The following is a 25,420-nucleotide window of genomic DNA, read 5'->3' as shown; positions in this document are numbered from 1 at the left end:
ATCTTTGTCATGAAATCATGACAAAGATTTTTTTTCATGAACTTTTGTGATAGAATAAAGGGAGTAGAAAATAGGAGTAGAAAATGGACGAATCAAAAGAGTTAAATGCTGTCATTGATGTGATTATGCTAGCTGGAACCATTCTCTTGAAAAGTGGTTCGGAGATTCATCGGGTTGAGGACACCATGATTCGCATTGCCCATTCACAGGGAATAGTGGATTGCAATGTTCTTGCCATGCCCGCAGCTATTTTCTTTTCGATTGAAAACACCAATATTTCTCGGATGAAACGGGTGACGTCATCCTCCTATAACATCGAAAAAGTCTGTGATGTCAACCAAGTATCACGAGAACTTGTGGGTGGCCAGATTGATCTTTCTACAGCTTTTAAAAAGCTGAAGGAAATCAGAAATCAAGCTCTTCCTTATAGCAAGCTTCAAGTGACTGTAGCAGCAACTCTCAGTGCTCCTTTCTTCTCGATTATGTTTGGTGGCAATGTCTATGATGCTTTTGGAGCAGGCGTTGCGACCTTGTTTGGTTTTGCCTTCTCTCTCTATGTCGAGAAGTTTATCCGAATTCCTTTTGTAACAGCTTTTGCAGGTGCCTTTGTTTTTGGCTTGATTGCCCAGTTCTGGGCTCGCTATACTGGATTTCCTTCGACGGCAGACCTGATCATAGCAGGAGCCGTCATGCCCTTTGTTCCAGGGATTGCTCTGACCAATGCGGTTCGAGATATCATGACCAATCATATCAACTCTGGTATGAGCAAGATGTTTGAATCCCTGCTCATTACCCTCGCTTTAGGGGCCGGCACCTCTGTCGCCCTGGTTTTGATGACATAAGATGACTCTAACAAGTATTTTACTCCAAGCGGTGGCAAGTTTGCTCGCCATTATAAACTTTCTAATCGTACTAAATGTCCAGCGTTCCATGCTTCTGCCTGGTGGGGTCTTGGGAATGGGTGTTTGGCTCCTCTATCTCGTGCTCAAAGAACCAACCAATGTTATTATTGCGACCTTTATCGCAGCGGTGGTTGGTTCTTGTATCAGCCAGATTTTAAGTATTGTCTATAAGACGCCAGCGGTGGTTTTTGTCTTGGCTATTCTCGCCCCTTTAGTACCCGGTTATCTATCCTATCGGACGACAGCCTTCTTTGTGACAGGCGATTACAGTCATGCCCTTGCAAGCGCGACTTTGGTGGTTATGTTAGCCCTCGTTATTTCTATCGGAATGGCAAGTGGAACGGTAATTCTAAAGCTTTATTACTATATCCGAAAACAACGAGGAATCTCTTCCTAATGCAGTCAAAGCAAAGACTTGATTTGGTGAATCAAGTCTTTTTTCTCTCTTTTGTCCCTATTTGTGATAAAATAGAATGAAACGATTTTTTACAATGAATGAAAAAACAGAGGTAAATATGACAATCGGTATTGATAAGATTGGTTTTGCGACCAGTCAATATGTCTTGAAATTACAAGACTTAGCAGAAGCGAGGGGAGTTGACCCCGAAAAATTTAGCAAGGGACTCTTGTTAAATGAAATTAGTATTGCGCCACTGACTGAGGACATTGTTACCTTGGCTGCTAGTGCAAGCAACTCTATTTTAACAGACAAAGAAAAAGAAGAAATCGATATGGTCATCGTGGCGACTGAGTCAGGGATTGACCAGAGTAAGGCGGCAGCGGTCTTTGTTCATGGCCTATTAGGCATTCAGCCTTTTGCCCGTAGCTTTGAAATCAAAGAAGCCTGCTATGGAGCAACAGCTGCCCTCCATTATGCCAAGTTGCATGTGGAAAATTCTCCAGAGTCCAAGGTTTTGGTCATCGCCAGTGATATTGCCAAGTATGGTGTGGGAACTCCTGGTGAGCCTACTCAGGGTGCTGGAAGTGTGGCGATGTTGATCACCCAAAATCCACGCATCATAGCCTTTAACAATGATAACGTTGCCCAAACGCGCGACATCATGGATTTCTGGCGTCCGAACTACTCAAGCACTCCTTATGTAAACGGCATGTACTCGACCCAACAGTATCTTGATTGCCTGACAACGACTTGGGGTGAATACAAGAAACGCTATGATTGGACTATGGATGATTTTGCGGCTATCTGCTTCCACTTGCCTTATCCTAAGTTGGCCCTAAAAGGCTTGCGCAAGATGATGGACAAAACTTTGTCTAAAGAAAAACAGGATAGTTTACAAGAAAACTTTGATAAGTCCATTCTCTATAGTCAGATGATTGGGAATATCTACACAGGTTCCCTCTTCCTCGGCCTCCTTTCTCTTTTGGAAAATGCAGAGACTTTGAAGGCTGGAGATAAAATTGCCCTCTACAGTTACGGAAGTGGAGCGGTTTCAGAGTTCTTTAGTGGAGAGCTGGTCGAAGGTTATGAAACTTACCTTGATAAGGATCGCTTGAGCAAACTCAAGCAACGTACAGCATTGTCAGTTGCAGACTATGAAAAAGTCTTCTTTGAGGAGGTACAGTTGGATGAATCTGGTTCAGCCCAATTTGCAGGCTATGAACATCAAGACTATGCTTTGGTGGAAATTGTCGACCACCAACGCCGTTATAGCAAGGTTGAAAAATAATGAAGATAAGTTGGAATGGATTTTCTAAAAGATCATACCATGAGCGCCTGGAGTTGTTGCGAGCTCAGGCGCTCCTTAGTCCTGAAAAGCAAACGAGTCTGGAGCAGAATGAACAAGTCAGCTTGGCAGTTGCAGATCAGCTGAGTGAGAATGTCGTGGGAACTTTTTCTCTGCCTTATTCCATCATTCCAGAGCTTTTGGTGAACGGTCAGGACTACACAGTTCCCTATGTGACAGAAGAACCGTCTGTGGTTGCTGCGGCCAGCTATGCTAGTAAAATCATCAAGCGAGCAGGTGGCTTTACTGCTCAGGTTCATGAGCGCCAGATGATTGGTCAGGTTGCCCTTTATCAAGTTACTGATCCTGAACAAGCGCAAGCGAAGATTGCCAGTAAGAAGGCGGAGCTCTTGGAACTTGCCAATCAAGCCTATCCTTCTATCGTTAAACGAGGAGGTGGGGCGCGTGATTTGCATGTAGAGCAGATCAAAGGTGAAACAGACTTTCTCGTTGTTTATCTCCATGTCGATACTCAGGAAGCCATGGGAGCCAATATGCTCAACACCATGCTGGAAGCTTTGAAGCCAGTCTTAGAAGAACTCAGTCAGGGACAGAGTCTTATGGGGATCCTGTCCAACTACGCGACCGATTCTCTGGTGACTGCAAGCTGTCGCATCGCCTTCCGCTACTTGAACCCTCAAAGGGACCAAGGTCGAGAAATTGCGGAGAAAATAGCCTTAGCTAGCCAGTTTGCGCAGGCTGATCCTTACCGAGCAGCTACTCACAATAAAGGGATTTTTAACGGTATTGATGCGATTTTAATCGCCACGGGTAATGACTGGCGTGCCATCGAAGCCGGGGCCCATGCCTTTGCCAGTCGAGATGGACGCTATCAAGGCCTCAGCCGATGGAGACTAGATAGGGACGCAGAAGAATTGGTCGGTGAGATGACCTTACCCATGCCTGTAGCGACTAAGGGTGGCTCTATCGGTCTCAACCCACGTGTGGCTCTTAGTCACGAACTATTGGGAAATCCTTCTGCCAAAGAATTAGCCCAGATTATCGTTTCGATGGGGCTTGCCCAAAATTTTGCGGCCCTCAAAGCCTTGGTGAGTACGGGAATCCAGCAGGGCCATATGAAATTGCAGGCAAAATCCTTAGCTCTCCTAGCTGGGGCTAGTGAGTCTGAAGTTGCTCTCCTAGTTGAGCGCCTCATCGCAGATAAAACCTTTAACCTAGAGATAGCCCAGCGCTATCTGGAAAATTTAAGATCATAAAAAAACTCAGACGAATTGGTCTGAGTTTTCTTGTGTTTAAATACTTTTACCGGGTAATAGAGTAACGGGTAAGAAATAACCAGTTGTCGCGACTTCCTTGCCTTCAATCTTCTGCAGGAGAAGATCGACAGTGAGTTGGGCAATCTCTTTCATAGGTTGCTTAATCGTTGTCAAATGAGGGTAGTAGTTCTCGATAAAGTAAGTCCCATCATAGCCAATGACCTTGAGCTCTTCAGGAACAGAAATTCCCAGTTCCTGAGCAATTTTGATAACCAGGATAGCTGTCAAATCATCCGAAGCAAAAATCGCATCTGGTTTCTGATGGGTCAAGATATTCTTGATTTCCATTTCTTTTCTGACGGGAGAAAAGTCACTCGAAACATTGATAATAGGCGCTTTTGGGAGTACAGAGGCAAAGCCAGCATGGCGCAGTCCAGTCGGTGAGTTGGAATTGTCATTTCCTGTAATCATGATGATAGATTGGGCGCCTGTCTTGACCAAGGTTTGGGCGGCGAGAACCCCGCCACCGTAGTTATCAGAGGAGACGACAGGGATGTCTGGAGACAAGTTTCGGTCAAAGGAAATGATCGGTGCCGTCACACGATTGTAGTCTTCGATTCCCAAGTTGTGACTTCCAGAAATGATACCATCCACCTGATTGGCTTCCAGCATTTCAATGTACTCGCGTTCTTTTTCAGAGTCGTGTTCGCTGTTACAGATGATGGTCTTGTAGCCATTCTTGAAGAGTTGGTGTTCCAACTTGTCAATCAACTCCGCATAAAAGACATGACTGATGTTTGGAAAAATAAGTCCAATCAACTTAGCCGATTTTCCTTGGAGGCTTCGAGCTAAATTATTGGGCTTGTAGCCTAGCTCTCGCATGGCTTCATTAACCTTTTGAATGGTTTTCTCAGATAGATAACCCTTTTTATTGATAACTCGAGAGACGGTAGTGGGGCTGACGCCTGCAAGTTTTGCGACATCAGTTAGTTTTGCGACCATAATCTAATTCATAGTAAGTTCCAGTTGGGTTTCCAGACTTGATCAAGATACCGTTTTGGTCCGCATGTGGGAAGACACGACCAGAAGATACTTTTTCTCCTTTATTGATGAAAATTTCAAAGACTGACTTGTCGATGAAGATAGTAGCAGTAGTAGCTTGGTTATTGATAGGGCAAGAACGTGTCGTACCAAATTCTTGGGCGTACTGTTCACCAGCCTGACTACGATCCACTGTCACCTGTCCATTGACAAGGTCAAAGTTGATGGAAAGCCCCTTGCCTTCTTTGTCAGCGAGCAAGACAATCTCGCTTTGGCTATTGGCCTCCAAGTTGAGCTCCAGTTCATAGGTGTTATTGGTTTGAGTACGATTTGAGAAGACCTCTTCAGAAGAACGAAGTTCTTTGACGGCTGAGACAGGATATTGGTAGAGTTTGCTATCTTTGATAGTGAGTTCTTTGACCAATGAGAAGGTTCCTTGGTGGTCAAAACAGTCAGATGGGTAAGAAACATCTGGTAACCCAAGCCAACTTACTGCTAGTGCACGTCCATCTGGAGCGTTGAAGGCTTGCGTTGCATAGGCTTCAAAACCATAGTCTAGATTTTGCAATGGAGACACATCGACCATTTTGGCATTTTCAGGATCAAAGGAAGCACCGATTTTGTACATGTTTGGATAGATATTGTCATAGTCTAGAACGTCCTTATCCAAACCTTGTGGGCAGTAGAGAAGGACAGGTTGCTCCCCTACAAAGACTAGATTTGGACATTCCATCATGTAGGCAGTGCGGTCGTTAGCAAAGTTAAGGTCGCCAACCGCTTGCCAGTTTGTGTAGTCATTGTCCACAGCCTTGTAGAGACGGACGAAGCCTTTTTTCTCCAAGTCCTGTCCACCGACGATAGCATAATATTGACCTTTAAAGTTAAAAATTTGTGGGTCGCGGAAGTGGTCAGTGGAGTCTGCTGGCTGGTCAATCAAGATCTTGTCAATCTTTGTAATCTTGCCATCCTTATCCATCAAAGCCCCAATCTGGTAAGGGTGACGGATCCAATTTTCATCACGGACATTTCCAGTATAAAATAGGAACAACTGATCGCCGAACTGCATGGCAGAACCAGAGTAAGCACCGTGGCTATCTAATGGAGTATCTGGCAAAACTTTGACTCCAGTTTCTGTAAAGTGTACTAAATCATCACTTTCAAGCTGCACCCAAGACTTCAACCCATGGGCTGCACCAAAGGGGAAGTTCTGGTAAAAGAGAATCCATTTGCCATCGAAATAAGAAAAACCATTTGGATCATTGAGAAGCCCTGTTTTAGGCTCGACATGGTAACGAGTATGCCAAGGAGATTGTGCCATCTTTTCCTTGATTTGCTTGATTTCATCATTAGACCAATCTTCATAGCGTCTATAACGGCGCTCAGTTGTCCATTCCATTTTATCTTTCCTCCATAAGTTCTATTCTATTATTAATAGTAAACGTTTTCGACAAAAAAAGCAAGTCTTTTATGTTAAAAAAGAGAAAAATATGTCAAACGATTACCATGAATCAAGTAAAGGGAATCTGGCAAATTTTCACGAAAAAATGAAAGAAAATGTAAATAAAAAGCTTTGAATCCTCTAATATAAAGATATTTTTTTGAGGACAAAGAGAATATCCCTCAAAAACAAGCAAAAATAATCAGGAACAAAAGAAAGGAAATAAAAAATTCTGCAAAACGCTTGACATATTTTAGAAACGTGATAAAATAATAGTCGTAGGGCGAATAAAATCGCTTTCAAACAAGAACAAAATTTTATAAGGAGATTTTTGCAAATGAATAATCAGGATATTGCAAAAAAGGTCATCGAAGCCCTTGGCGGACGTGAAAATGTCAACAGTGTAGCCCACTGTGCGACTCGTCTACGTGTCATGGTCAAAGATGAAGGGAAAATCAATAAGGAAGTGATTGAGAACTTGGATAAAGTTCAAGGAGCTTTCTTTAACTCAGGTCAATACCAAATTATCTTTGGTACTGGTACAGTAAACAAGATGTACGACGAAGTCGTTGCGCTCGGTTTGCCAACATCTTCTAAAGAAGACATGAAAGCTGAAGCTGCTAAACAAGGAAACTGGTTCCAACGTGCTATCCGTACTTTCGGTGACGTTTTCGTGCCAATCATTCCAGTTATCGTAGCAACTGGTCTCTTCATGGGTGTTCGTGGTCTCTTGAACGCTCTTGGAATGACACTTCCAGATGATGTGAAGATTTACTCAGAAATCCTTACAGATACAGCCTTCATCATCTTGCCAGGTTTGGTTGTATGGTCAACCTTCCGCGTATTCGGTGGTAACCCAGCTGTTGGTATTGTCCTCGGTATGATGCTGGTTTCTGGTTCGCTTCCAAACGCTTGGGCAGTAGCATCAGGTGGTGAAGTAACAGCTATGAACTTCTTTGGCTTCATTCCTGTTGTTGGTTTGCAAGGTTCTGTTCTTCCAGCCTTCATCATTGGGGTGGTCGGAGCCAAGTTTGAAAAAGCTCTCCGCAAAGTGGTCCCAGATGTCTTGGATCTCTTGGTGACACCATTTGTGACACTTTTGGTTATGTCTATTCTTGGACTCTTTGTTATCGGACCAGTCTTCCACGTTGTTGAAAACTACATCCTTTTCGGAACAAAAGCAATTCTTGGCTTGCCATTTGGTCTTGGTGGTTTGGTCATCGGTGGGGTTCACCAATTGATCGTCGTTTCAGGTGTACACCACATCTTCAACTTACTTGAAGTGCAATTGCTTGCTGCTGACCATGTGAACCCATTCAACGCCATCATCACTGCAGCGATGACAGCTCAAGGGGCTGCAACTGTTGCCGTTGGTGTTAAAACTAAAAATCCTAAACTGAAAACACTTGCTTTCCCAGCTGCTCTTTCTGCCTTCCTCGGTATTACAGAGCCTGCTATCTTCGGGGTGAACTTGCGCTTCCGTAAACCATTCTTCCTTTCATTGATCGCTGGTGCTATCGGTGGTGGATTGGCTTCTATCCTTGGACTTGCTGGTACTGGTAATGGTATCACCATCATCCCTGGTACAATGTTGTACGTTGGTAACGGTCAATTGTTCCAATACCTTCTTATGGTAGCTGTATCATTCGTTCTTGGTTTTGCCCTTACTTACATGTTCGGTTACGAGGATGAAAAAGAAGTTGCTTCTGAAGTTGCGACAGAGCGCTTGGTCCAAGAAGAAACAACTGGTAACATTCCAGTAGCTCCTCAAAATGAAACAATCCAAACTCCAATTGTTGGTGATGTCGTTGCTCTTGAGAATGTTAATGATCCAGTCTTTTCAAGTGGCGCAATGGGACAAGGAATCGCAGTAAAACCAAGCCAAGGTGTGGTTTACGCACCAGCTGATGCAGAAGTATCAATCGCCTTTGCTACAGGACATGCTTACGGTTTGAAGACAGCGAATGGAGCTGAAATCTTGATCCACGTTGGTATCGATACTGTATCTATGAACGGTGAAGGCTTTGAACAAAAGGTTGCTCAAGGCGACAAGGTCAAAGCTGGTGATGTTCTTGGAACTTTTGATTCAAGTAAAATCGCTGCTGCAGGCCTTGACGACACAACAATGGTCATCGTAACCAACACAGCAGACTACGCTTCAGTGACACCAGTCGCAAGCGGTTCTGTTGTCAAGGGTGACGCTATCATCGAAGTGAAAGCCTAGTCTTCTTCGAAAATCAGATTTAAAAACAAAACGAACAAATATTATGTTTGTTCGTTTTTACTTGGATGGTAAGATTTACAGAGGAAAATCTAAAATATTGAGAAATCTAGCCCTTTAAAATGTGCTATAATAGAGAAAATAAAGATAAGAGGTTTATCATGACAAAATTATATGGAAGCTTAGAAGCGGGCGGTACAAAGTTTGTCTGTGCTGTCGGAGATGAAAATTTTAATGTTGTAGAAAAAACACAATTTCCTACAACAACTCCTATCGAGACCATCGATAAAACCATCGAATTCTTTTCAAAATTCGATAATCTTGCAGGTCTTGCCATCGGTTCCTTCGGTCCCATCGATATCGATAAAAACTCAAAAACCTATGGCTTTATCACAACGACTCCAAAACCTCACTGGGCAAATGTAGACCTACTTGGTGCCCTTCGTCGTACCCTCAACGTACCCATGTATTTCACCACTGACGTAAATAGCTCTGCCTATGGTGAAGTGGTTGCTCGTAACAATGCTGGCGGTCGTATCGAAAACTTGGTTTACTACACGATTGGTACAGGGATCGGTGCAGGTGTTATCCAACGTAGTGAGTTTATTGGTGGTGTGGGTCACCCTGAAATGGGTCACTACTATGTAGCCAAACACCCAATGGATGTAGAAAAAGAATTTAATGGCGTTTGTCCTTTCCACAAGGGCTGTTTGGAAGGCTTTGCGGCTGGTCCAAGCCTCGAAGCCCGTACAGGTATTCGTGGTGAAAACATCGAACTCAACAGTTCTGTTTGGGACGTCCAAGCCTACTATATCGCTCAAGCTGCGGTCAATGCTACAGTAACTTTCCGTCCAGACGTCATCGTCTTTGGTGGTGGGGTTATGGCCCAACAACACATGCTGGACCGTGTGCGTGAGAAATTCACAGCTCTTCTCAACGGCTACCTACCAGTACCAGACGTGCGTGACTACATCGTGACTCCAGCAGTTGCTGGAAATGGTTCTGCCACACTTGGAAACTTTGTCCTTGCTAAGAGTGTCGCAAAATAAAACAAATAAAATATCCGCTTGGGAAACCAAACGGATTTTTCTATTCTCAAAACATCTGCCAGAAGAAATCAATAATATAAGTCAAACCATAAGTGTAAACCACTAGGGTAAAGGGTTTGGTCAGAATGATGATAATCATATAGCGCTTGAAGGTCATCTTGGTAAGGGCGGCCAGCATACAGAGAAAGTCAGCTGGGCTAACAGGCCAGATCATCATAAAGATAAAGAACCGCTCGAAACGATTGCCCTTATCTAGCCAACCTATGTACTTGTCATAGGTGCGCTTGCTGACGACAGACTGGACAAAGGCAGCCCCATAGAGACGGACGAGGTAAAAGATAATGGCACAGCCAATCACGATGCCGATATAGTTATAGATAGTTCCGATGATGTGGCCGTAAATAAAGACCCCAGCCACTGAGGTCAAAGCTCCCGGAATAATCGGAACAACAGTTTGTAGGATTTGTAAAAAGATAAAGAGTGGTGGCCCCCAAAGCCCAGCTTGCTGAATAAAGTCTGATAGGGTTTCCTTTGACTGTAAAACACCCGCCTGATAGGCCCAAATACAGAAAATCAAGGTGCCGACTCCCCCGACGATAGATGAGATATTGATGACTTGCTGTAGAAGGGGAGAAACAGCTTTCATTTGTTTATGCTGTGACATAGAAACTCCTTATAGATAGTATGGTTCTACTATACCATATTTTGATAATAAAAACTAATTTAAGTTCTTAATAAGATAAGTAAGAAGTCATTCTATCTATCGAATGGGTTTGTTTGCTAAAGTTTATATGTATTCTAAGCTTCGAATGATAAGAAATACATAAATTTATGAGTATTCTAAGCCTCGGATAGTCTTTCTGAGAAAGTTTTGAGGTCTTCGAACTTTCGAATAGTCGTTTTTCCTAAAGTTTATATGTATTCTAAAGCTAGAAAAGTTAAAATCTAAAAATAGTAAGAGTCTCTAGCTGACAGACGGATGTGTTTCCAGTCAGATAGGGATTTTTTATTTTGGAAGTAAAAGATTTGCCCTGAGAAGTGCATTTTAGATGGAAAAATTGATAGTTGAGAGGAAGGGGGACAAGTAACTGTTAGAATGGATTTAAAAGTTTACATAATGAAAAATAGAAAGGTTACCATCATGACAAAAACATTCACCATCCGTCCGCTAAGCTACACCAACTTTACCAACCGTGAGTTTGAAAGTCTCATGGTAGACACGGGTCAACTACTAGAAGTTTTTGCTAAGGCACATAAGGACGAGCCTATGTATAGCAAGCACCTTGCTTCCTTCAAGAGCAAGCTAGCAGATTTCCAAGCTCAACTAGCTATCGTAGAAAAGAAAGAGGCGACGAATCTGACCGAAGTCGATCGCAATCGTGACGGTGCCTTAGTCGGTCTCTTTACCCTTCATAGAGGATTTGCTAAGATCAAGGAGACCAAGCTCAAAGAAGCCCATGAGACCTTGAAACCAGTCTTTGCCAAGTACAAGGATATCACCAAGCACAGCAATGATGTGGAAATGGCAGAAATTAAGAGTCTGCTCAAAACTCTCAGCGAAGAACCCTACCACACGGCAGTGACCAGTCTAGGATTGATCCCTATGCTAACGGCGGTGATCAGTGCGCAAGAGGAGTATGATCAGGTGGAAAGTCAGGCGCGTGCGCATAAGTCTGCCAAGGAAGTCGGCAAGACCAGACAAGTCCGCACCGAACTAACCAGTATCTACGACCTTTTTATGCGCTATACCGCAGCCAGTGCAGAAGCCTATCCTGAGAAGGAACACCTGACCAAACTTCTCAAGGACCTGAATACAATCCGAGATAGCAAGCGACGATTGACTGGTTCAAGTAAGAGGGATAAAAAAGTTAAAGTAGAAGAAGCAGAACAAGTAGCAGGATAAAAAACAAACGCCTTTAGATATATTATTATCTAAAGGCGTTTTTTGGTGGATTCGTGGTATAATTTTGGTAAGAACTTGAAATTGATATTCAGAGTTTTTGTCAATAAAAAGTAGGTGGTTAGAATATGAAGTTAGAATTTAAAAATTTAAGCTATAATGATGTTCAAAAAAAATTTAACTATATTCAAGAAGTTTATGATAAAGGTGATAATGATCCACAGTTAGAGATAGATTTTTGTAAATTGAAATGGACAGAACCTATCGGAATGTTATTCTTTGGAGCTAAATTACGAGAGTTTTCAAGAAATAATCCTGAAGTCGAAATTACATTAGGAAATATTAGACAAGATTCTGGTTATTTTGAATGGATGGGCTTATATGACTATTTTATCCCAGATTCTAATATTGGTAAAAAAGTTGGACATGTTTTTGGAAATACTAACTATATTCCTATTACTAAAATTAATGTAAAAGCAGAGTATGGTGAAAGTTTCAAGAATGGTAATATATATGCTGATAGAGGAGAGTTTATTGAAGTAAGGGCAAATCAATTAGCTCAAATTGTTACTAGTGATGGACAATTGGAAAAAATATTGACCTATATTATCAGAGAGATTATAAGGAATGTCCCAGAACATTCAGGTATTGATGAATTTTGGATTTGTGGACAAGCATGGCATGGTAAATTAAATAAAGCACAAATTGCAATATTAGATGAAGGTCAGGGAATCTTTAACAGTCTTACATCTAATATTTTCCATAGAAGAGAAATTGAATCAAATACTGAGGCGTTACAATCAGCAGTACAACCTGGAATTTCTAAGGCATTTAAAAGAGGTGGTACCAATCGTAAGTCTAATGATGTTTGGGCTAATTCAGGATACGGATTATACGTAGTTAGCGAAATATGCAGGGATTGTAATGGGAAATTCGGTTTAATTAGTGGTGAAAATATCCTTATTAAAAATAATGACGCTTCCTGTCCTCCTAATGGTATTGTTGGAGATAATTGTTTTAACGGAACAGCAATTATTATAGAGCTACCATTTATTAATGATTACAGTAGTATTAGCATTTCGGATTATGTTACACGGGGAGAAAAATTAGCAAAGCAAGAAATTAATTCTATTCATCAAGCATCTATTCCTTCAAGAGGATTATTAGAATGATAATTATGGTTTATAAGGAAAAATAAACATGAAAAATCTACGATTACAATTTAGAAATATTGGGACTAGTTGGAAACAATTAATATTAAGCGATATTACTAATTACTTTCAAAGTGGTAGCCACCGCCCAATGCAAAAGAAATTTGGTGTTGGAACGGTAATATTTCTTGGATACAGTCCTCTGGTTTTGAGATAGATAAATTATTTGATGTTGAACAACAGTTCCTATCATGCTTTAAAGGGTGATAGGGGGAATTGATCCGCTCATAATTCGATCATTTTTAAGGTACAACTTTGTTTCCATATTTCCTGGAAACGGATAGAAAACAAGGAGAAACATGGAACAAATTAACCAAAAATCCCAGTGTCAACAACTCTGGGCTAGAAACAAATACCTCGTTTTGAGTCATTCTAGCAATATTTACAATGAGATTCGCCAATACTTGAAGCATGAACAGGTGGAGGTGAGTCAGGTTCAAGAGATGATTGACCGTGCTTGCCAGATTCCAGAACACAGAGGTCAGGTTTGCAATGCCTTTCAGCATATTTGGGGCTATTTCAAAAAGAAAGCGACAGATGCTGAGCGCAAGGACTATATGCTCTTGCTGGATCGCTACCGCTTTGGTCAGGCTTCTAAGGAAGACTTGATTGCTAAGACTAGAGAGTTGCTTGATCGCTATCCCAATACCTACTTGCAACATTCGACTTTACTGAAAGGAGACTCCCATGAGACTTTGGCATGAGGCTTTGATTTCCCAACTTCCCCGTCCCCAACTTTTGGGACAACATCGAGAGTGCTGTGCTCTTCGTGGCAATGGCTGGGGCAGAAAGCATGCGACGGTGGACTATGTCTTTACCCACTCGCCTTATAGTCTCTATGCCTATCATCGCTTGATCATGGAGGAGATGGCTGGCCGTGGCTACAATGTCAGTCCAGAGTGGCTGGACAAGAACTACCGTGGCAAGACCTGTCCTCCTTATGAAGACTTGCCCGAGGAGAAGCTAGGCAAGCCCATCTATAGTGAGCATGATGCAGAATACTATGAGGAGTGTCTGGCTAATCTCCGAGAGAAGGGGATAGAGTTGGAGTAAGAGTCAGGATTATCTCTAATTTATAACTCTTCTCATAATTTTTTCGAATAATAAAAATGAGACCTTTAGAATGATTCTAAGGTCTTCTTTTTATGGGTATTAGGATTTACTTTTAATAACTTTTGAGTTATAATTTAATTAGAAAGAGGCTACTTGGTGCATACGATTTACTTCTATAAGGACAAAAATGGAAATGAGCCAGTCTTAGATTATATGAGAGAATTGGCTAGAAAGAAGAGTAAGGACAGTCGCATCAAACTCAATAAACTAAATGACTATATCGAGTTGCTTAGTCAGCATGGGGCTAGAGCTGGTGAACCCTATATCAAACATTTGGAAGATGAGATTTGGGAACTAAGACCTCTGAGGGATAGGATATTATTTGTGGCTTGGCTTGATGGGAGTTTTGTTCTCTTACATCATTTTGTCAAAAAGACTCAGAAAACTCCTAGGAGAGAAATTGAAAAAGCCAAGCGTGAACTGAAGGAAATAAAAGAAAGAGGGGTAAGTGATGAAGAATAGTGCCATTGGAAGTAATTGGAAAGATATCCGATCTGAACTCTTTACCAAGGAGGAAATCCTTGAAAGTGATATGCGAGTGGCTATCATGAGTGAGTTGATAGAAGCTAGACATGAGCAAGGTATCAGTCAGAAAAAACTAGAAGAACTCAGTGGAGTGAGCCAGCCTGTCATAGCTAGGATGGAAACAGGAAAGACCAGTCCTCAGTTGGATACGGTCTTAAAAGTTTTAGCCAGTTTAGGAAAGACACTAGCAGTCGTACCACTTGAACAGGAAAAAAGTTGATAGAGATGAGATTATTTTGTTTGCTAAAATCATCCACAGGGTAATTTTACCTCCCGTCCGCACTTTTTAAGGGAAATATCAAAATTACCAAAGGATAACTAACCTATAGTCTTTTCTAATAGCAAGCCATAGTTACTGATGAGAATCGTCAATAGCTCGTTTGAGCATTCCAACTAAAATACAGCTATAAAACAAGCTATACAAAGGATTTGAGACGCTGGTCTCAAGTCTTTTTCTTTTGTTCAAAAGAGTGATATAGTTTCAAACTATATCAAAGCCTAATTATTTACAATTATACAGACCCTTTCTTTTCTGTTAAGATAGTTTCAATAACAAATTTTGGAGGACAAAACATGTCAACTACAATTATCGGTTTCCCTCGTTTGGGCGAATTCCGCGAATTAAAATTTACAACTGAAAAATACTTTAGAAAAGAAATCTCAGAAGAAGAACTCTTGGCTGCGGCTAAAGAATTGCGTGCAAAACACTGGAACATTGTCAAAGAAAAAGGCATCACTGAAATCCCATCAAATGACTTTTCTCACTATGACAACTTCCTAGATGCAGCTTTCCTCTTCAACGTGGTACCTGCTTCAGTTCAAAACTTGGACTTGTCAGACCTTGAACGCTACTTTGCTTTGGCTCGTGGTTACCAAGGTGAAAAAGGGGATGTTCGTGCCCTTCCAATGAAGAAATGGTTTAACACCAACTACCACTACATCGTACCTAAATTTGAAAAAGACACTCAAGTCAAACTTGCAGGTCACAAGATCTTTGACGAATTCCAAGAAGCAAAAGAACTTGGTCTCAACACTCGTCCAGTCCTTGTAGGTCCATTCACTTTCCTTCAATTATCAGACTTTGAAGAAGGCGTGAAAGCAGAAGACTTCGTAGACAGCTTAGTAGCTGCATACCAAGAAGTTTTTGCTAAATTGGCGGAGCTTGGTGCAACTCGCATCCAACTCGACGAAGCGGCTCTTGTCAAAGATTTGACAGCTGAAGAAAAAGCCCTCTTCTTGAACATTTACAACAAACTTTTGGCTGACAAGAAAGGTCTTGAAGTCTTGCTTCAAACTTACTTCGGAGACGTTCGTGATGTCTACGCTGACCTTGTGAAATTGCCAGTAGATGCCATCGGTCTTGACTTTGTCGAAGGTAAGAAAACTCTTGAACTCGTTAAAGGTGGTTTCCCAGCTGACAAGACTCTCTATGCAGGGATTGTCAATGGTAAGAACATCTGGCGCAATAATTACGAAAAGAGCTTGGCTGTTCTTGAACAAATTCCAGCTGAAAACATCGTTTTGACAAGCTCATGCTCACTTCTTCATGTGCCGTTTACAACTGCTAACGAAGAATTTGAACCAGCTATCTTGAACCACTTTGCCTTTGCAGTTGAAAAATTGGAAGAACTTCGTGATTTGGATGCTATCCGCAATGGTCAAGGTGCAGAAGCTCTTGCTGCTAATAAGGAACTCTTTGCGACTGAGCGTGTGGGTGAAAATGCAGAACTTCGTGCACGCATCGCTGGATTGATAGACGCTGACTACACTCGTTTGCCAGCCTTTGCTGAACGTGAAGCCATCCAAGAAGAAGCCTTTAAACTTCCAGCCCTTCCAACAACAACCATCGGTTCATTCCCTCAAACTAAGGAAGTTCGTGCCAAACGTTTGGCTTACCGTAAGGGTGAATTGTCACAAGAAGAGTACGACGCTTTCCTTGCTGAAACCATCGACGAATGGATCAAATGGCAAGAAGAAGTTGGATTTGACGTGCTTGTACACGGTGAGTTCGAGCGTAACGACATGGTTGAGTACTTCGGTCAAAACTTGTCCGGTTACCTCTTCTCTAAGAATGGTTGGGTACAATCATACGGTATGCGTGGGGTGAAACCACCAATCATCTGGGGTGATGTCACTCGTCTCAACCCAATCACTGTTAAATGGTCTAGCTACGCACAAAGCCGTACTGACAAACCTGTTAAAGGTATGTTGACAGGACCTGTTACCATCCTTAACTGGTCATTCCCACGTGAAGACATCTCTATCAAGGACTCAACTCTTCAAATCGCCCTTGCTATCAAGGATGAAGTTCTTGACCTTGAAGCTGCAGGTGTGAAAATCATCCAAATCGACGAGGCTGCTCTTCGTGAGAAATTGCCACTCCGTCGTAGCGACTGGTACGAAGACTACCTTGACTGGGCAATCCCTGCCTTCCGCTTGGTACACTCTACAGTAGCGCCAGATACTCAAATCCACACTCACATGTGTTACTCAGAATTTACAGATATCATCCCAGCCATCGACAACATGGATGCGGACGTTATTTCCTTTGAAGCAAGCCGTTCAAACCTTGAAATCTTGGACGAACTCAAAGCGAAAAACTTCCAAACAGAAGTGGGACCTGGGGTTTACGATATCCACTCACCTCGTGTGCCAAATGAAGGCGAAATCGACCACACAATCGATGCTATCCTTGCGAAAGTACCAAGCAAGAAAGTTTGGATCAACCCTGACTGTGGTTTGAAAACACGTGGTATTCCAGAAACAAAAGAAAGCTTGATCCGCCTTGTCGAAGCAGCAAAAGCTGCGCGTGAGAAATTGTAAGATAAGATTTCTCTCGTGACCCTGACTGATCAAGGAACTGCTTGGCCTAGCTGGCTCAGCAATATTGAAATCAAAAAGAAAAGGATAAGGACTATGTCACGCCAAACGCCATCACTTTCATTTGAAGTGTTCCCTCCAAACCCAGCTGTGGGTAATGATAAAATTATTTCAGCCTTGCAGGATATGCGGGAGCTGACACCGCACTTTATCAGTGTGACTGCCAGCAATAATAAATTTAATATCAAGGAAACAACGGTTCGTTTGGCTGACTTTATCCAGAATGACTTGGCGATTCCAACTATTGCCCACTTGCCAGCTATCTATCTGACCAAGGAGAAGGTTGCAGAGACACTTGCGGACTTGGACAAGGTTGGTGTGCGAAAAATCTTGGCTCTACGTGGGGACATCATTCCTGATGTGGAACCGCAAAAGGATTTCCGCTACGCAACGGACTTGATCGAGTTCATCAAGGAACAAGCCCCTCACTTTGATATTGTCGGAGCTTGCTATCCAGAGGGGCACCCTGACTCGCCAAACCAGATCTCGGATATTCAAAATCTCAAGAAGAAAGTGGACGCAGGCTGTTCAAGCCTCGTAACGCAACTTTTCTTTGACAATGAGCGCTTCTATGATTTCCAAGATAAGTGTACCTTGGCAGGGATTGATGTTCCCATTCATGCGGGAATCATGCCTATTCTTAACCGTAACCAAGCGCTTCGTCTCTTGAAAACATGTGAGAATATTCATCTTCCACGCAAATTTAAGGCCATCTTAGACAAGTATGAGCATGACCCTGAGTCGCTCAGAGCAGCAGGGCTTGCCTATGCAGTGGATCAGATCGTGGACTTGGTAACCCAGGATGTTGCTGGAGTGCATCTCTATACCATGAACAATGCTGAAACAGCTAAGTACATCCACCAAGCAACCCATGCCTTGTTTAATCATCAGTCTTTAGGGTAATAAAAACAAACCATTCTTCTCAAGCGAGGGGGATGGTTCCTTTTTAATAGAAAAGCCCGCACTTTTTAAGAAAAATATGATAAAATAGACTCTGTACGTACTTGATACAAAGATGAGGGTATAAAAAGATTTTTAGCAATTTAAATCTAACAAAAATAGACAGATTCTAGAGAATATTATTCTTAGATATTTCAAAGTATCTAGATAGTTGAACACGGGCTAAATCCCTAGTGAAAAAGATAGATTTCCTGGTGTGCATCGCACACTGCGTCAATCTCCTATTTTCATACGGGATTCTTTACGCCCTTTGTATCCTGATTTTTGTAGGCAAGGCGTATAATTTCATCAATCCAAAGGGGATTAAAATGACAAAACAAGTGTTTCAAACGACTTTTGCGGGTCGTGAGTTAATCGTAGAGACTGGTCAGGTTGCTAAGCAAGCAAATGGCTCTGTTGTCGTCCGTTACGGTGAGTCAACTGTCTTGACTGCTGCCGTTATGTCTAAGAAAATGGCAACTGGGGATTTCTTCCCACTCCAAGTCAACTACGAAGAGAAAATGTATGCGGCCGGGAAGTTTCCTGGTGGCTTTATGAAACGTGAAGGACGTCCTTCAACAGATGCGACTTTGACAGCGCGTTTGATTGACCGCCCAATCCGTCCTATGTTTGCGGAAGGTTTCCGTAACGAAGTGCAAGTGATCAACACCGTCCTTTCTTATGATGAAAATGCCTCTGCTCCAATGGCGGCTATGTTTGGTTCATCTTTAGCGCTTTCTATCTCAGATATTCCGTTTGACGGACCAATCGCTGGGGTACAAGTGGGCTATGTCGATGGCCAAATCATCATCAACCCTAGTCAAGAACAGGCAGAGCAATCTCTTCTTGAATTGACAGTAGCTGGTACCAAACACGCCATCAACATGGTAGAGTCTGGTGCCAAAGAATTGTCAGAAGAAATCATGTTGGAAGCCCTTCTTAAAGGGCATGAAGCAGTCAAAGAATTGATTGCCTTCCAAGAAGAAATCGTTGCTGCAGTTGGTAAAGAAAAAGCAGAAGTGGAACTGCTTCACGTAGATGCTGAATTACAGGCTGAAATCATCGCAGCCTACAACAGTGACCTCCAAAAAGCGGTCCAAGTAGAAGAAAAATTGGCTCGTGAAGCTGCAACTCAAGCAGTTAAAGACCAAGTGACTGCGGTGTATGAAGAAAAATATGCAGACCATGAAGAATTTGACCGTATCATGCGTGATGTGGCTGAAATCTTGGAACAAATGGAACATGCTGAAGTACGCCGTTTGATTACAGAAGACAAGGTTCGTCCTGACGGTCGTAAGGTCGATGAAATCCGTCCTTTAGATGCGCAGGTCGACTATCTTCCTCGTGTACATGGTTCTGGCCTTTTCACTCGTGGACAAACTCAAGCTCTTTCAGTTTTGACTTTGGCTCCGATGGGAGAAACTCAAATCATCGATGGATTGGATCCAGAGTACAAGAAACGCTTTATGCACCACTATAATTTCCCTCAATACTCAGTAGGGGAAACAGGTCGTTATGGTGCGCCAGGTCGTCGTGAAATTGGTCACGGTGCTCTTGGTGAGCGTGCTCTTGCGCAAGTCTTGCCAAGTTTGGAAGAATTCCCATACGCGATCCGCTTGGTAGCTGAGGTCTTGGAATCAAATGGTTCTTCTTCTCAAGCTTCTATCTGTGCGGGAACGCTTGCCCTTATGGCTGGTGGTGTGCCAATCAAGGCGCCAGTAGCTGGTATTGCTATGGGACTTATCTCAGATGGAAATAACTACACTGTCTTGACAGATATCCAAGGTTTGGAAGACCACTTTGGAGACATGGACTTTAAGGTTGCCGGTACTCGTGACGGGATTACAGCTCTTCAAATGGATATCAAGATTCAAGGGATTACTGCAGAAATTTTGACTGAGGCTCTTGCTCAAGCCAAGAAAGCTCGTTTTGAAATCCTTGATGTGATTGAAGCGACTATTCCTGAAGTTCGTCCAGAATTGGCTCCAACTGCTCCGAAAATTGATACCATCAAGATTGATGTGGACAAGATTAAGATTGTCATCGGTAAGGGTGGAGAAACCATCGACAAGATCATCGCTGAAACAGGCGTTAAGATTGATATCGATGAAGAAGGTAACGTATCTATCTACTCTAGCGACCAAGATGCCATTAACCGTACCAAAGAAATCATTGCTGGTTTGGTTCGTGAAGCCAAAGTGGATGAAGTCTACCATGCTAAAGTTGTTCGTATCGAGAAATTCGGTGCCTTTGTCAATCTCTTTGACAAGACAGATGCCCTCGTTCACATCTCAGAAATGGCTTGGACTCGTACCAACCGTGTCGAGGACTTGGTAGCTATCGGTGATGAAGTCGATGTTAAGGTTATCAAGATTGATGAAAAAGGCCGTATTGATGCCTCTATGAAGGCTCTTCTTCCTCGTCCACCAAAACCAGAACACGATGAAAAAGGTGAAAAGGCTGAACGTCCTCACCGTCCACGTCATCACAAGGACCACAAACCGAAGAAAGAATTTACAGATACGCCAAAAGATTCAGAATAAGAAAAGGAGAAATGTATGGGATGGTGGCGCGAAACCATTGATATTGTAAAAGAAAATGATCCAGCGGCACGCAACAGTTTGGAAGTTTTGCTGACTTATCCAGGTGTCAAGGCCTTAGCTGCCCACCGTCTCTCGCATTTTCTCTGGAATCATGGCTTCAAACTCCTGGCTCGGATGCACAGTCAGTTTTGGCGCTTTTGGACCCAAATCGAGATTCATCCGGGTGCCCAGATTGACTCAGGTGTTTTTATCGACCATGGTTCAGGTCTGGTGATTGGAGAGACGGCGATTGTTGAAAAAGGCGTTCTTCTCTATCACGGAGTAACACTTGGTGGAACAGGGAAGGATGTTGGGAAACGCCATCCGACTGTGCGTAAAGGAGCTCTCATATCAGCCCATGCCCAAGTCATCGGACCGGTAGAAATCGGTGAAAATGCCAAAGTCGGTGCTGCTGCAGTAGTCGTGGCAGACGTGCCTAGTGATGTGACCGTAGTTGGAATCCCTGCCAAGATTGTGCGCGTCCACGGTCAGAAAGACGAGCCGACCATCCACGAGGTGGAAGAACAGCGAGAATATTATCTGGACAAGCTGGAGCATGCCCGCGAAGCCAGCCACCATTCGTCGGAGCTCTAAGAAAGACTTGTTTTGAACAGTAACAAGACATCTTACGGAGGTCTTGTCAAGGAATGCTTTAGCAAACTGTAACCCAATAGAAAAGATGAAAGAGGCTTTGCTGAAGTCCTAAAGAAAGAGAAGTTATGTTATTAGAGGAATTCGAAGATGTAGCTGGGGTTGTTGAGCCAACAGATAGGCAGATTATGGACAAGGGTGAGGTTTGTGAAACTATCATCCTGTCCTTTAATGGCGAAATTCTGAAACGTTTGATTGAGTCAGAAAAAGTCTATCAAGGAGGCTATTTAAAAAATCTTAACGGTCAATTCCCTTGGTATGTATATAATTATGATGGAAATCAAGTTGCGGTCATGACTGCGCTTATTGGAGCTCCATCAGTGATTGGCCAACTGGAGGAGTTGGCGGCCAGAGGCTTCAAGAATTTCATCATTCTAGGTTCTTGTGGCGTTTTGGATCGCTCAATTGAGGCGGACAAGATTATCCTGCCGGCTGCTGCTTTGCGAGATGAAGGCACTAGCTACCACTATGCCCCACCGGGTGATGAAGTCGCTTATGACGAGTCTCTGTTAGTTAAGCTTGAAGCTATCTTTGACAAGTACGATATTGAGCATATCCGCACCAAGTCCTGGACCATAGATGCTTTCTATCGGGAAACGCCTGATAAGGTCAAGCGTCGCTTGGCTGCTGGAGCCAAAGTGGTGGACATGGAAGCTTCAGCTATCATGGCTTGGAGTCAATTTCGCAAGAGTAAAGTCTATCAGTTCTTCTACACAGCTGACTATGTGGATCATCATAACCGAACCTGGGATGCCCGCCATGAAGAACGGACAGCTGATGCCATGACTTTTTTCACTATCGCTTTGACAATAGCAAAGGAACTAGAAAGGTAACTACAAGAATGGCAGTATATTTTTACGGCTGTATCACCATGGATGGCTACTTGGCAGACAGCCAGCACAGGATAGACTGGCTGCATCAGCTTGGTTCTGTAGAGGATACAGGCTATGATGACTTTTACAGGCAAATGGATATCACCATCATGGGCAAGCGGACCTTTGAGGAAATCCAAGATTTGCAAGATGTAGAAAGTTTTTATCAAGCTACGGAAAACTATGTCTTTACGCATGATAGGCACCTGCCTGTCAGCAATTACCAGCCAGTAGCTGGGGATGTGGTGGACTTTGTTCACCAGATTGACAAAGGCAAAAATGTCTTTGTGATTGGTGGTAATTCCTTGGTAGGACCGCTCTTGGATGCGGATCTTTTCGACCACCTCATTATTCAGATAGCGCCCCTTATCCTAGGAAAGGGGGTTCCCCTCTTTACCCAAGAGGAAGGGCAGCGCTTTTACCAACTGGATAGCCTCAGACAATTTGGCCCTTTTGCAGAGCTGGTTTTCAGCCGAAAAAGTCAGAAATAGAGAAGGGAGTGGACCGCATGATTAAAATTTACGACACCATGACCCGCAGCCTACGTGAATTTGTGCCCATTGAAGAGGGCAAGGTTCGCATGTATGTCTGTGGGCCAACCGTCTACAACTATATCCACGTTGGGAATGCTCGTTCAACGGTAGCCTTTGATACCATTCGTCGCTACTTTGAATATCGTGGCTATGAGGTTGCCTATATTTCCAATTTTACGGATGTAGATGATAAGATTATCAATCGCGCCAAGGAAGAAGGCATCACGCCTCAAGAGGTTGCGGACAAGTACATCACTGCCTTTCGTGAGGATGTGACGGCCTTGGGCGTGAAACCTGCTACCCGCCATCCGCGTGTAGTGGAGTTTATGGATGACATCATTCGTTTTGTCGCTGACTTGATTGAAAAAGGTTATGCTTACGAGAGTCAAGGGGATGTTTACTTCCGCGTGGAAAAATCCCACAACTACGCCAAATTGGCTAATAAAACCTTGGAAGACTTGGAACTAGGTGCTTCAGGTCGAACAGATGAAGAAACGGCTCGTAAGGAAAATCCTGTAGACTTTGCTCTCTGGAAGGCAGCTAAGCCAGGTGAGATTTCTTGGGACAGTCCTTGGGGAGCAGGCCGTCCAGGCTGGCATATCGAGTGTTCGGTCATGTCGACAGAGATTTTGGGCGATACCATTGATATTCACGGTGGTGGAGCCGATCTGGAGTTTCCACATCATACCAATGAAATTGCCCAGTCAGAAGCCAAAACAGGCAAGACTTTCGCCAACTACTGGATGCACAATGGCTTTGTCAATATCGACAATGTCAAGATGTCCAAGTCCTTGGGGAACTTTATTACTGTCCATGATGCCCTCAAAACCATCGATGGCCAAGTGCTTCGTTTCTTCTTTGCCACTCAGCATTACCGCAAGCCTATTAACTTTACAGAAAAAGCAGTGCGGGATGCAGAGACTAATCTCAAGTATCTGAAGAATACTTATGAGCAACCATTTACTGAAAATGTGGATGCTCAAGAGTTACAAGACTTTAAAGATAAGTTTGTAGCGGCTATGGATGAGGACTTTAACGCTGCCAATGGTATTACAGTTGTCTTTGAAATGGCCAAGTGGATCAACTCAGGCAACTATGATGCAAGTGTTAAGGAAGCTCTTGGGGCTATGTTGGAAGTCTTCGGAATTGTCTTTGTTGAGGAGGTTTTGGATGCAGACATTGAAGCCTTAATCCAAAAGCGCCAAGAAGCGCGTGCTAATCGTGACTTTGCGACAGCGGACCAAATCCGTGACCAATTGGCAGCTCAAGGAATTAAGCTCCTTGACACCAAGGATGGAGTGAGGTGGACTCGTGATTGATGTCAATCTCATTAACGGGATTGCGCTAGCTTTTGAAGGAGATGCGGTTTATTCCATGTATATTCGCCGCCATCTCATCCTCAAAGGCATGACCAAGCCCAATAAACTTCACCAAGAGGCGACTAAGTATGTCTCAGCCAAGGCTCAGGCTCGCCTGATTGCCCTCATGTTGGAGGAGCAAGTCCTTACGGAAAAAGAAGAAGAAATCTATAAACGTGGTCGCAATACCAATAGCCACACAAAGGCTAAAAATGCTGATGTGGTGACTTACCGTATGTCTACTGGCTTTGAAGCGGTGATGGGCTATCTCCATCTGACTGAAAATGTGGAGCGGCTAGAGACCTTAATTTCTTGGTGCATCCAAAAAGTGGAGGGCTAGGATATGATTGCAAAGGAATTACAAGACTGGTTTCCTGAGGCTCAGATTTCAGATCAGCCGATTGAGAAACCAGGCTATCTCACCCTCCCTTTAGCTTCTCAGCAGTGGATTTTACTGGGGGAAGCTGGGCTCAGCGAGCGTGAAAAGCAGCTGGTTGCCCTTTTGACCCAGCAGGAGCAGGCTCGTTCGCTCAATCCTTGGTATTCCTATTTGATTGAGGGTAAGGGGCAAGCACCTCAAGCTTTCAAAAAGATTCAGCTGGTTTATTGCCATCTTTCCTATTTCCAACAGGAAAATCTATCCTCTTGGCTAGATATGATGCAAACTCTCTTTCCCAACTGCCAGACAGTGCTACAGGTCGGTGCTCAGGATTATGTATTTGTGCTTCAACAAGATAAGTACACCTCTGTACGAGCTATTTTAAGTGATACGATTGAAGCAGTGGAGTATGACTTTGGTCTTCGTCTGTCTATCATGTTAGGACAGGTTTGGTCACAGGCTGGGTATCAGGCTCTGTCAGATTTAATCCAAGCAGAGCGAGACTTGTTTAAGACTTGGTGGCGTCAGGGTCACCAAGGTGTTCATACCTTTTCACAACTCTATCTTTGGAGTATGGGAGAAAGGAGCGTGGACTTGAAGGTAATCAAGGAATGCCTGCACCAGATGATTTTGGATCAGGATCAGATTCAGGAAATCATTCTCTCTCTTTGGGAAAATAGTGCCGTTCTCACTAAAACAGCCCAACAACTCTACCTGCACCGCAATTCTCTCCAATACAAGATTGATAGATGGGAAGAATTGACAGGGCTACAGTTGAAGGAATTGACGGATCTCACCCTTTGTTATCAGTTGATTTTACCAGATATTCTTTAAAGTTTTGTGCAAGTTGCACAGAACTTTTTT

Annotated in this window: 24 protein-coding genes; 21 read left to right on the top strand and 3 right to left on the bottom strand. The window is 43.2% G+C overall.

Going from position 1 to position 25,420, the window contains the following annotated elements:
- The first annotated feature begins 83 nt into the window (after positions 1-83).
- The 4 genes from SORDD05_RS05010 (at position 84) to SORDD05_RS04995 (ending at position 3,864) form a co-directional block, all read left to right on the top strand.
- Positions 84-842, top strand: coding sequence for a threonine/serine exporter family protein (locus tag SORDD05_RS05010; protein ID WP_000344526.1), 759 nt, complete (start codon positions 84-86; stop codon positions 840-842).
- 1 nt (position 843) lies between these two features.
- A complete protein-coding gene (locus tag SORDD05_RS05005; protein WP_061417456.1) occupies positions 844-1,299 on the top strand; it encodes a threonine/serine exporter family protein in 456 nt (151 codons plus the stop codon).
- A 118-nt stretch (positions 1,300-1,417) separates the two neighbouring features.
- Complete coding sequence (locus SORDD05_RS05000; protein ID WP_061417833.1) at positions 1,418-2,590, top strand: hydroxymethylglutaryl-CoA synthase; 1,173 nt, start codon at positions 1,418-1,420, stop codon at positions 2,588-2,590.
- A complete protein-coding gene (locus SORDD05_RS04995; RefSeq protein ID WP_061417454.1) occupies positions 2,590-3,864 on the top strand; it encodes a hydroxymethylglutaryl-CoA reductase, degradative in 1,275 nt (424 codons plus the stop codon). The genes SORDD05_RS05000 and SORDD05_RS04995 overlap by 1 nt, the downstream gene beginning before the upstream one ends.
- 36 nt (positions 3,865-3,900) lie before the next feature.
- Here SORDD05_RS04995 and SORDD05_RS04990 read toward each other — a convergent pair whose 3' ends face one another.
- Together SORDD05_RS04990 and SORDD05_RS04985 are read right to left on the bottom strand one after the other, a co-directional pair.
- Positions 3,901-4,866: a LacI family DNA-binding transcriptional regulator gene (locus tag SORDD05_RS04990; protein WP_000225991.1), complete on the bottom strand. Its 966-nt coding sequence runs from the start codon at positions 4,864-4,866 to the stop codon at positions 3,901-3,903.
- Positions 4,847-6,301 carry a sucrose-6-phosphate hydrolase gene (locus tag SORDD05_RS04985; protein ID WP_061417452.1) on the bottom strand — a complete coding sequence of 485 codons (1,455 nt, stop codon included), beginning with the start codon at positions 6,299-6,301 and terminating at the stop codon, positions 4,847-4,849. Before SORDD05_RS04985 ends, SORDD05_RS04990 begins: the two co-directional genes overlap by 20 nt.
- Positions 6,302-6,680: 379 nt before the next feature.
- On the opposite strand from SORDD05_RS04985, the gene SORDD05_RS04980 reads away from it, so the two are divergent.
- Entirely contained in the window at positions 6,681-8,567 is a 1,887-nt protein-coding gene (locus tag SORDD05_RS04980) for a sucrose-specific PTS transporter subunit IIBC (protein WP_061417450.1), read from the top strand.
- A gap of 158 nt (positions 8,568-8,725) precedes the next feature.
- Positions 8,726-9,613 carry a fructokinase ScrK gene (gene scrK / locus SORDD05_RS04975; protein ID WP_061417448.1) on the top strand — a complete coding sequence of 296 codons (888 nt, stop codon included), beginning with the start codon at positions 8,726-8,728 and terminating at the stop codon, positions 9,611-9,613.
- A 46-nt stretch (positions 9,614-9,659) separates the two neighbouring features.
- Here the strand turns inward: scrK and SORDD05_RS04970 are convergent, their stop codons facing one another.
- Complete coding sequence (locus SORDD05_RS04970) at positions 9,660-10,277, bottom strand: TVP38/TMEM64 family protein (protein ID WP_061417446.1); 618 nt, start codon at positions 10,275-10,277, stop codon at positions 9,660-9,662.
- 477 nt (positions 10,278-10,754) lie between these two features.
- On the opposite strand from SORDD05_RS04970, the gene SORDD05_RS10130 reads away from it, so the two are divergent.
- The 15 genes from SORDD05_RS10130 (at position 10,755) to SORDD05_RS04895 (ending at position 25,390) form a co-directional block, all read left to right on the top strand.
- Positions 10,755-11,516, top strand: a complete 762-nt coding sequence (locus tag SORDD05_RS10130; protein ID WP_061417831.1) for a DUF6261 family protein — start codon at positions 10,755-10,757, stop codon at positions 11,514-11,516.
- A 125-nt stretch (positions 11,517-11,641) separates the two neighbouring features.
- Entirely contained in the window at positions 11,642-12,685 is a 1,044-nt protein-coding gene (locus tag SORDD05_RS04960; RefSeq protein ID WP_061417444.1) for a histidine kinase, read from the top strand.
- Between the two features lie 338 nt (positions 12,686-13,023).
- Positions 13,024-13,428 carry a YbgA family protein gene (locus SORDD05_RS04955; RefSeq protein ID WP_061417442.1) on the top strand — a complete coding sequence of 135 codons (405 nt, stop codon included), beginning with the start codon at positions 13,024-13,026 and terminating at the stop codon, positions 13,426-13,428.
- A complete protein-coding gene (locus tag SORDD05_RS04950; RefSeq protein WP_061417440.1) occupies positions 13,412-13,777 on the top strand; it encodes a TIGR02328 family protein in 366 nt (121 codons plus the stop codon). The genes SORDD05_RS04955 and SORDD05_RS04950 overlap by 17 nt, the downstream gene beginning before the upstream one ends.
- 156 nt (positions 13,778-13,933) lie before the next feature.
- Entirely contained in the window at positions 13,934-14,299 is a 366-nt protein-coding gene (locus SORDD05_RS04945) for a type II toxin-antitoxin system RelE/ParE family toxin (RefSeq protein ID WP_061417438.1), read from the top strand.
- The gene (locus SORDD05_RS04940; protein ID WP_000797736.1) at positions 14,289-14,582 is read left to right on the top strand and encodes a helix-turn-helix domain-containing protein; all 294 of its coding nucleotides are present in this window, start codon (positions 14,289-14,291) and stop codon (positions 14,580-14,582) included. Before SORDD05_RS04945 ends, SORDD05_RS04940 begins: the two co-directional genes overlap by 11 nt.
- Before the next feature lie 353 nt (positions 14,583-14,935).
- Positions 14,936-17,185, top strand: coding sequence for a 5-methyltetrahydropteroyltriglutamate--homocysteine S-methyltransferase (gene metE, locus SORDD05_RS04935; protein ID WP_061417436.1), 2,250 nt, complete (start codon positions 14,936-14,938; stop codon positions 17,183-17,185).
- Positions 17,186-17,278: 93 nt separating this feature from the next.
- A complete protein-coding gene (metF, locus tag SORDD05_RS04930; protein ID WP_049479138.1) occupies positions 17,279-18,145 on the top strand; it encodes a methylenetetrahydrofolate reductase [NAD(P)H] in 867 nt (288 codons plus the stop codon).
- 365 nt (positions 18,146-18,510) lie between these two features.
- Entirely contained in the window at positions 18,511-20,724 is a 2,214-nt protein-coding gene (pnp, locus tag SORDD05_RS04925; RefSeq protein ID WP_061417434.1) for a polyribonucleotide nucleotidyltransferase, read from the top strand.
- 15 nt (positions 20,725-20,739) lie between these two features.
- On the top strand, positions 20,740-21,357 hold the full coding sequence (gene cysE / locus SORDD05_RS04920) for a serine O-acetyltransferase (protein ID WP_061417432.1): 618 nt from the start codon (positions 20,740-20,742) through the stop codon (positions 21,355-21,357).
- 125 nt (positions 21,358-21,482) lie between these two features.
- On the top strand, positions 21,483-22,247 hold the full coding sequence (locus SORDD05_RS04915; protein ID WP_061417430.1) for a nucleoside phosphorylase: 765 nt from the start codon (positions 21,483-21,485) through the stop codon (positions 22,245-22,247).
- A gap of 8 nt (positions 22,248-22,255) precedes the next feature.
- On the top strand, positions 22,256-22,777 hold the full coding sequence (locus SORDD05_RS04910; RefSeq protein ID WP_000301974.1) for a dihydrofolate reductase family protein: 522 nt from the start codon (positions 22,256-22,258) through the stop codon (positions 22,775-22,777).
- A 17-nt stretch (positions 22,778-22,794) separates the two neighbouring features.
- A complete protein-coding gene (gene cysS, locus SORDD05_RS04905; RefSeq protein WP_061417428.1) occupies positions 22,795-24,138 on the top strand; it encodes a cysteine--tRNA ligase in 1,344 nt (447 codons plus the stop codon).
- Complete coding sequence (locus tag SORDD05_RS04900) at positions 24,131-24,517, top strand: Mini-ribonuclease 3 (protein ID WP_000567912.1); 387 nt, start codon at positions 24,131-24,133, stop codon at positions 24,515-24,517. The genes cysS and SORDD05_RS04900 overlap by 8 nt, the downstream gene beginning before the upstream one ends.
- 3 nt (positions 24,518-24,520) lie before the next feature.
- Positions 24,521-25,390, top strand: a complete 870-nt coding sequence (locus SORDD05_RS04895; RefSeq protein WP_061417426.1) for a helix-turn-helix domain-containing protein — start codon at positions 24,521-24,523, stop codon at positions 25,388-25,390.
- The last annotated feature ends 30 nt before the right edge of the window (positions 25,391-25,420 follow it).

Origin of the sequence: Streptococcus oralis (genome assembly GCF_001578705.1) — a bacterium.
GTDB classification, from domain to species: domain Bacteria; phylum Bacillota; class Bacilli; order Lactobacillales; family Streptococcaceae; genus Streptococcus; species Streptococcus oralis_J.
The sequence above is the reverse complement of the archived record's forward strand: the minus strand, read 5'-3'. Positions and strand labels throughout refer to the sequence as shown.

Coding starts and splice junctions, on each gene's coding strand:
- cysE (WP_061417432.1), top strand. CDS start 20,740: ATGGGATGGTGGCGCGAAACCATTGATATTGTAAAAGAAAATGATCCA.
- cysS (WP_061417428.1), top strand. CDS start 22,795: ATGATTAAAATTTACGACACCATGACCCGCAGCCTACGTGAATTTGTG.
- pnp (WP_061417434.1), top strand. CDS start 18,511: ATGACAAAACAAGTGTTTCAAACGACTTTTGCGGGTCGTGAGTTAATC.
- SORDD05_RS05005 (WP_061417456.1), top strand. CDS start 844: ATGACTCTAACAAGTATTTTACTCCAAGCGGTGGCAAGTTTGCTCGCC.
- SORDD05_RS04985 (WP_061417452.1), bottom strand. CDS start 6,301: ATGGAATGGACAACTGAGCGCCGTTATAGACGCTATGAAGATTGGTCT.
- SORDD05_RS04955 (WP_061417442.1), top strand. CDS start 13,024: ATGGAACAAATTAACCAAAAATCCCAGTGTCAACAACTCTGGGCTAGA.
- SORDD05_RS04970 (WP_061417446.1), bottom strand. CDS start 10,277: ATGTCACAGCATAAACAAATGAAAGCTGTTTCTCCCCTTCTACAGCAA.
- SORDD05_RS04990 (WP_000225991.1), bottom strand. CDS start 4,866: ATGGTCGCAAAACTAACTGATGTCGCAAAACTTGCAGGCGTCAGCCCC.
- metE (WP_061417436.1), top strand. CDS start 14,936: ATGTCAACTACAATTATCGGTTTCCCTCGTTTGGGCGAATTCCGCGAA.
- SORDD05_RS04910 (WP_000301974.1), top strand. CDS start 22,256: ATGGCAGTATATTTTTACGGCTGTATCACCATGGATGGCTACTTGGCA.
- SORDD05_RS04915 (WP_061417430.1), top strand. CDS start 21,483: ATGTTATTAGAGGAATTCGAAGATGTAGCTGGGGTTGTTGAGCCAACA.
- SORDD05_RS04895 (WP_061417426.1), top strand. CDS start 24,521: ATGATTGCAAAGGAATTACAAGACTGGTTTCCTGAGGCTCAGATTTCA.
- SORDD05_RS05010 (WP_000344526.1), top strand. CDS start 84: ATGGACGAATCAAAAGAGTTAAATGCTGTCATTGATGTGATTATGCTA.
- scrK (WP_061417448.1), top strand. CDS start 8,726: ATGACAAAATTATATGGAAGCTTAGAAGCGGGCGGTACAAAGTTTGTC.
- SORDD05_RS04940 (WP_000797736.1), top strand. CDS start 14,289: ATGAAGAATAGTGCCATTGGAAGTAATTGGAAAGATATCCGATCTGAA.
- SORDD05_RS04960 (WP_061417444.1), top strand. CDS start 11,642: ATGAAGTTAGAATTTAAAAATTTAAGCTATAATGATGTTCAAAAAAAA.
- SORDD05_RS05000 (WP_061417833.1), top strand. CDS start 1,418: ATGACAATCGGTATTGATAAGATTGGTTTTGCGACCAGTCAATATGTC.
- SORDD05_RS04980 (WP_061417450.1), top strand. CDS start 6,681: ATGAATAATCAGGATATTGCAAAAAAGGTCATCGAAGCCCTTGGCGGA.
- SORDD05_RS04950 (WP_061417440.1), top strand. CDS start 13,412: ATGAGACTTTGGCATGAGGCTTTGATTTCCCAACTTCCCCGTCCCCAA.
- metF (WP_049479138.1), top strand. CDS start 17,279: ATGTCACGCCAAACGCCATCACTTTCATTTGAAGTGTTCCCTCCAAAC.
- SORDD05_RS10130 (WP_061417831.1), top strand. CDS start 10,755: ATGACAAAAACATTCACCATCCGTCCGCTAAGCTACACCAACTTTACC.
- SORDD05_RS04995 (WP_061417454.1), top strand. CDS start 2,590: ATGAAGATAAGTTGGAATGGATTTTCTAAAAGATCATACCATGAGCGC.